This is a genomic window from Actinophytocola sp., from assembly GCF_050699915.1.
Taxonomy (GTDB): Bacteria; Actinomycetota; Actinomycetes; order Mycobacteriales; family Pseudonocardiaceae; genus Actinophytocola.
Genome location: NZ_JBOHGA010000075.1, coordinates 21199 through 27607, shown reverse-complemented (window position 1 = coordinate 27607; position 6409 = coordinate 21199). Strand labels below are relative to the sequence as shown.

Here is a 6409-nt window from a genome sequence, read left to right as displayed (position 1 = left end):
CCCGGGACAGGGCGCCGATCAGCGCCCGGTGCGCGCCGAGCACACCGCCGCCGCGCTCGCGCACCGCGGCCGGGCAGCGACGCGGGTCCAGCCGGATCGCGACCCAGGTGGTGCGCCGGGCGGCCGCGGGCAGCGGGCCGAGCACCTCCATGTAGGAGGCGAGCGCGGGGGAGTTCGAGGGGAGCGCGGCGCTGCCGGGGTAGCAGTGCCAGATGACCTGGATGGCGTCGAGCACCACGCCGCGGTCCTCGAGACACGGGGCGAGCGCGCCGAGCGGCAGGTTCGGCGAGACGCCGACCTGCGTGACGAGTGCGGGGGCCGGGTCGACCAGCAGCACAGCGGTCCAGGTGCCCTCGTGCCAGGCGAGGCCGAGCGGCCGCCGCTCGTGGTCGTTGCCGTGCGCCACGACGAGGTCGGGCACGGCGAGGCGAAGCAGGCTCACCCGCGGGTCCTCCGGGCCGGTGACCTGGGTGCCCTCGTTGTCGGAGATGCTGTCGATGGTGACCGGCGTGGTCGGCCGGCTGACCCGGGTGTGCTGGCGGAACGCGTACTTGAGCGTCAGCTTGATCCACTGGGTGAACCAGCGGCCACGCCAGCGGATCGCCGCCACCAGCAGGCCGACGAACACGATGCCGCCCGCGATGTACAGCGTGATCATCGTGTTGTTGATGGTGAGCAGCACGAGGCCGATCGCGAACGCGATCTCCAGCACCACGATGTTCGCCACCGGCAGCGAGCCGAGGCTCGCCCCGCTCGTGCGACGGCGCGCCTGCACCGGCATCCGCGGCGGCTGTGCCGGCCGCGGCTCGCCACCCGGCGGCGTCGCCGGTCCACTCGGGGGACCACCACCAGGTCCGCCGGGCCCGCCCGGCCCCGGTGGTCCCTGACGTGGGCCGCTGCCGCCACCCGGACCGCCACCGCGGCCCGGTGGTCTCGGCGGCTGCCCCGGCGGTGGCGTCCTGCCCTGCCGTGGTGGGTTGCTCACCGACATCCGCTCGATCTTCCCCTCATGCTGCTTTTCCGGCTGATCGATTGTGCCGGTTGTGGAGAACCAACATGCAACCGAGGCTCGTGGGTCTATCCTGCGGAACGGTACCGCGAGCGGGGAGCTGTAGAGGCGAGAATGCCATCGACACCGACAACCAAGTCCCAGGTTCAGGCGTATCGCTTCGTGCTGCGCCGGATGCAGTCAGCGCTGGTCCGCAAGGACGCGGTGATGCTGCACGACCCGATGCGCACGCACAGCAGAGCCACGATCGTCGGTGTCTGCCTGGCCGCGCTCGGCCTGCTGGGCTTCCTCATCTGGGGAATCCTGCAGCCGAAGCCGAAGGTGCCGACCGAGGACGGCATCGTCATCGGCAAGCCGTCCGGCCAGGTCTACGTGCTGATGAACCAGCCGAAGAAGCGCCTGATCCCGGTGTTCAACCTGGCCTCGGCGCGGCTGCTGCTGCACGCCCAGAGCCAGGGTGACGAGGACAAGCAGGTCGCGGGCGCCGGCGGGCCTGGCACCGGTGGGACTACCGAGGTCGCCGCGCCGACGATCGTCGACGACAACGAGCTGCGCGACCAGATCCCACGCACCCGCAAGGTCGGCATCGTCGACGGGCCGGAGCTGCTGCCGAGCAAGGACCAGCGCATCGAGTCCCTGTGGACGGTGTGCGACGAGTACGTCCTCAACGAGAACGTGCCCGACGAGGCGGCCGACAACGAGGTGGAGACGAGCGTCGTCGCGGGCGTGCGCGACCGCGGGGACGAGCTGAGCCGGGACGCGTCACTGCTGGTGAAGTCGCCGGACGACGAGGTGTATCTCGTCTACCGGACGCCGTCCACGGCCAACGCCCCCAACGACAGCACGGTGCGCGCCAAGGTCGACCTGGAGCAGCCGGAAATCAAAGAGGCGCTGGACCTCGACGAGAATGACGCCCGCGTCATCACCACCGGCCTGCTCAACGCCATCCCGGAGAAGGAGGAGCTCACCGCGCCGGATATCAACGGTATCGGTGACCAGCCGGCCGGGCGCGCACCCGATGGTCTCGACGTCGGCTCGGTGTTCAGCGTGCAGCGCACCGGCCAGCCCGAGGAGTTCTACGTCGTGCTGCGCAACGGCGTCCAGCAGATCAAGAAGACCACCGGCGACCTGATCCGGTTCAAGGACGACATCACCGGCGGCCAGGTCGAGCGGCTCTCGCCCGAGGACGTCACCGGCAGCGACCGGGTGCGCAGCCGCAAGGACGACCCTTCGTTCATCGACGACTCGACGTTCCCCGAGCAGCAGACCGAGGTGCTGCGGCCGGACACGAACCCGGTGGTGTGCCTCGGCTGGCAGACCACCGACGGCGGCAAGGCAGAGCGGACGTCCGTGCACGTCGGCCAGCAGGTGCCGGGCATCCCGATCGAGGGCGACGAGCCGACCTGGATCGACATCTCCACGCCGGGCTCGAGCAACCTGCGGATCGACCACTTCTACATGCCCCCGGGGCGGGGCGCGGTGGTTCGGCAGGCCACGTCGGAGGCGGACTTCGCCAGCGGGTCGATCACGCTGGTCTCCGACCGCGGGGTGAAGTACGGCGTGCCGGACCAGGCCACTGCGGACGCGCTCGGCCTGGACAACCCGCTGCCCGCGCCGGACGCGATCCTGCGGCTGCTGCCGGACGGGTCGTCACTGGACTGGCGGGACGTGGAGCAGAGCTACGACCGGGTGCCCATCGAGGGTGGCGAGTATCCGAGCAAGTCGCCGGACGAGGACGGTGGCAGCGGACAGTCGGGCGGTGGCTAGCCCCGACTTCCGGCGGTAGGGGAACCCGGCCGGCTCGCTTATCGTCGGAGCACCGACGTCCCCTGCCGTCTGCTCGAGAGGTGTGCCCGTGACCGGGATGAAGTTCGACGCCGAATGGGTCGGCGGCTATGCCCAGCTCGCCGCGAAGAGCTCCGACGCACTGGGCGAGGGCGTGCAGACCATGGCCACCGCCCCGCTGACCGACGAGTCGTTCGGCCAGCTCGGCCGCACGCTGCGGGTCACCGAGGCGTACACGTCGGTCGCCGGCACGCTGCGCGACCAGCTGACCCGGGCGGTCGAGGCACTGGGCTCCGCGTCCGACGGCCTCCAGCAGGTCAGCTCGAAGTATGTCGACTCCGACGAGGCGACCGCCTCCACCATCGACCGGCAGCAGGGCTAGGAGGCGCCGTGTACGTCACACAGGACCAGCCGGTCGAGTCCGCCGACGGCCAGGCGCCCGCGCCCGGTCGCTCCGGCGAAGGTCAGGGCGGCCCCGGCGGCCCGGACGGCCAGGAGGTCGCGAACCGGCACGGTGGTCACCTGGACTACCTGTCGAGGCTCGCCCGCGAGCTGGGCGTGCCGGACCCGGTCGAGGAGTACTTCGCGCCCGTGGTGGGCCGGTGGAGCGACCTGGAGGCCGAGGCGGACCGCTGGCGCCTGGTCGGCGACGCCGCGAACGAGGTCACCGACGCGCTGGACAAGCCGCTCGGGAAGCTGGACGCGGCGTGGGACGGCGAGGCGGCCGACTCGTTCATCGACTACATGCAGCGGACGGGCCTGGCCGGCCGGGACCTGTCCGACGCGATGCTCGCGCTCGCCGACATGCTGGACACCACCGCGGAGGGGATCCGCGAGATCGTCCAGCAGCTGGCCGGCGTGCTGACCGAGACCGCGGAGTCGGCGTCCCAGGCGATGGTGATGCCGGTGCAGGGCGACGAGCGCACCCGGCTGTACCTGGACGTGATGCGCCGGCCGACGAAGGAGCTGTTCGAGGCGGTGCGCCAGGTGCTCGAGGCGTTCGTGCAGATGTGCGAGGGCATCGACGGCTCGGAGGCGTTCAAGCAGATCAAGATGGCGCACACGTTCCCGGAGGAGAACTGGTCCTTCGAGTCGCCGAAGACACCCGAGACGAAGACGCCCGACGCGGCGGACCCGAAGACCGACACGGCGAAGTCCGGTACGGGCGGGATCGGCGGCGGCGGAGGTGGCGGTGCCGGCGGGTTCGGCGGCGGCGGTGGCGCCGCGGCCGCTGGTCTCGGCGGGGCGGGCATGACCCCGGGCGGCTACACGTCCGCGACCGAGCAGGCGCCCGGCGCGAGGCCGGAGGGCACCGGCGGGACCGCGGCCGCCGCGGCGTCGGGCAGCGGTCCTGCCCAGGGTGGCCGGGGAATGGGCGCCGGCATGATGCCGATGGGCGGGATGATGGGCGGGATGGGCCAGGACGGCGGCGGCGACCACAAGTCGCGCAGCCGCCTGGTCGCCGACCCCGCGGACATCTTCGGCAAGCCGGAGAAGGCGTCGGCCCCGGTGATCGGCGACGAGGACTGAGCCGCCCCGACCAGTACGGCTAGGGGGCGCCGCCCGCGTCCGGCGCCACGGCCGGTCCCATCGCGATGAGCAGGGTGATGAGGGCGAGCCAGGTGAGCACGAAGGCGAGCGCCCAGAAGCGCGGGTTGGTGACGAGCCGGGTCATGGTGGAACCTCCCTCGACAGGGCAGCGGGCGGGTTACCTCTGCTGGGCGCCGGACAGCCGCGCGGGCTGGCCAGCTACAGCCATCGGTTCCGGCGGAAGATGCGGTAGAGGATCAGGCAGGCGGAGATGATCACGCCCATCACCAACGGGTAGCCGAAGCGCCACTGCAGCTCCGGCATGTAGTCGAAGTTCATCCCGTAGACGCCGACGCCCATGGTCGGCACCGCGATGATGGCGGCCCACGCGGTGATCTTGCGCATGTCCGTGTTCTGCTGGAGCGAGATCTTCGCGAGCGTGGCGTCGACCAGTGTGGTCAGCAGCTCGTCGAAGCTCGCCACTCGCTCCGACACGGTGGTCAGGTGGTCGTCGACGTCGCGGAAGTACGAGCGGACCTGCTCGGGCACGAGCGGCGTGTAGCCCTCGGCGAGCCGGCGCAGCGGGATCGCCAGTGGCATCACGGCCCGGCGCAGCTCCAGGATCTCCCGCTTCATCAGGTACATCTGCTCGGCGCCGATCGGGCTGCGCGGTGCGAACACGCCGGCCTCGATGACGTCGATGTCGCCCTCGAAGGACTCGCTGACCGCGAGGTAGGAGTCCACCACCCGGTCGGCGATCGCGTGCAGCACCGCGGCCGGCCCGACCCGCAGCCGGTCCGGCTCGGACTCCAGCTCCTCGCGCAGCTTGCCGAGGCTGGAGTGCTTGCCGTGCCGGACGGTGACGATGAAGTCCTTGCCGAGGAACGCCATGATCTCGCCGGTCTCGACGATCTCGTTGGCCGTGGTCGGGGACTCGTGCTCGATGTAGCGGACGGTCTTGAGGACCATGAACAAGGTGTCCTCGTAGCGGTCCAGCTTGGGTCGCTGGTGCGCGTTCACCGCGTCCTCGACGGCCAGCTCGTGCAGCCCGAACGTGTCCGCCACGCCCTGGATCTCTTCCTCGTCCGGCTCGAACAGGCCGATCCAGACGAAGCCGTCGCGCCGCTTGCGCACCTCGGTCACCGCGTCGGCGTGCGACCAGACGCCGGGCAGGCGCTTGCCGTCGACGTAGACGGCACAGTCGATGACGTGCGCGGTCAGTTCCGTGGCGTTGACGGCGGCGACCTGACGGCGGTTGGGCCGCCCGCGCAGGCCGCCCAGCGAGGGGATGGCAGGCATGTGTGTCCTCCAGCGGAGACGTCGGTCACGACGCGCCAGAGTTCTCCGGCGCCGGAGCGTCCAGCCGGAAACGCGGGCCTACCTCAGTGGCGAACCCTCACGGCGAGGACGCGGGTCGTACTGCTACCAGTCGCGCCGCCTGGGTTATGCGGATCGCTCACGCGCGTCCTCACCTCCTCGAGTCGAAGGTGCGGGGTCACTCACACACCGGTCGCTGACGATACTCCACCTGGCAGACTGCGCTGAGTTCGGACGGTCCGGGCCGGGACGGAGTCGGTTGTGCAGTTCGGCCGGTACTACGAGGAGTTCGAGGTCGGCGCGGTGTACAAGCACTGGCCGGGCAAGACCGTCACCGAGTACGACGACCACCTGTTCTGCCTGCTCACGATGAACCACCACCCGCTGCACCTGGACGCCAACTACGCCGAGAACACCACGGACTTCGGCAAGAACGTCGTCGTCGGCAACTACATCTACTCGCTGCTGCTCGGCATGTCCGTGCCCGACGTCTCCGGCAAGGCGATAGCCAACCTCGAGATCGAGTCGCTGCGGCACGTGAAGCCGACCTTCCACGGCGACACCGTCTACGGCGAGACCGAGGTGCTGGAGAAGACCCCGTCGAGGTCGAAGGACGACCGTGGCGTGGTGTACGTGGAGACCCGCGGCTACAAGCAGGACGGCACGGTGGTGTGCGTGTTCCGCCGCAAGGTGATGGTGCCGATGCGCTCGTACGGCGAGGCCCGGGGTGGCGAACAGCCCGGGCGCCCGGAGCCTCGGGCAGACTAG

At 70.7% G+C, this 6409-nt stretch carries 7 protein-coding genes; 4 read left to right on the top strand and 3 right to left on the bottom strand.

Going from position 1 to position 6409, the window contains the following annotated elements; translation table 11 throughout:
* A partial coding sequence (gene eccE, locus ACRDSK_RS15775) for a type VII secretion protein EccE (RefSeq protein ID WP_431441668.1) occupies window positions 1-781 on the bottom strand: 781 nt, incomplete at its 3' end.
* A 342-nt stretch (window positions 782-1123) separates the two neighbouring features.
* Between eccE and eccB the strand changes: the two genes are divergently transcribed.
* The 3 genes from eccB (at window position 1124) to ACRDSK_RS15760 (ending at window position 4324) form a co-directional block, all read left to right on the top strand.
* Window positions 1124-2776: a type VII secretion protein EccB gene (eccB, locus tag ACRDSK_RS15770; protein ID WP_431441666.1), complete on the top strand. Its 1653-nt coding sequence runs from the start codon at window positions 1124-1126 to the stop codon at window positions 2774-2776.
* Between the two features lie 88 nt (window positions 2777-2864).
* Window positions 2865-3176, top strand: a complete 312-nt coding sequence (locus tag ACRDSK_RS15765) for a hypothetical protein (RefSeq protein WP_431441665.1) — start codon at window positions 2865-2867, stop codon at window positions 3174-3176.
* A gap of 8 nt (window positions 3177-3184) precedes the next feature.
* Window positions 3185-4324, top strand: coding sequence for a WXG100 family type VII secretion target (locus ACRDSK_RS15760; protein ID WP_431441663.1), 1140 nt, complete (start codon window positions 3185-3187; stop codon window positions 4322-4324).
* A 19-nt stretch (window positions 4325-4343) separates the two neighbouring features.
* Here ACRDSK_RS15760 and ACRDSK_RS15755 read toward each other — a convergent pair whose 3' ends face one another.
* Together ACRDSK_RS15755 and corA are read right to left on the bottom strand one after the other, a co-directional pair.
* The gene (locus tag ACRDSK_RS15755; RefSeq protein ID WP_431441661.1) at window positions 4344-4469 is read right to left on the bottom strand and encodes a hypothetical protein; all 126 of its coding nucleotides are present in this window, start codon (window positions 4467-4469) and stop codon (window positions 4344-4346) included.
* A 74-nt stretch (window positions 4470-4543) separates the two neighbouring features.
* Window positions 4544-5623 carry a magnesium/cobalt transporter CorA gene (gene corA / locus ACRDSK_RS15750; RefSeq protein WP_431441660.1) on the bottom strand — a complete coding sequence of 360 codons (1080 nt, stop codon included), beginning with the start codon at window positions 5621-5623 and terminating at the stop codon, window positions 4544-4546.
* Window positions 5624-5902: 279 nt separating this feature from the next.
* Here corA and ACRDSK_RS15745 point away from each other — a divergent pair, with 279 nt between their 5' ends.
* Complete coding sequence (locus ACRDSK_RS15745; protein WP_431441658.1) at window positions 5903-6409, top strand: MaoC family dehydratase; 507 nt, start codon at window positions 5903-5905, stop codon at window positions 6407-6409.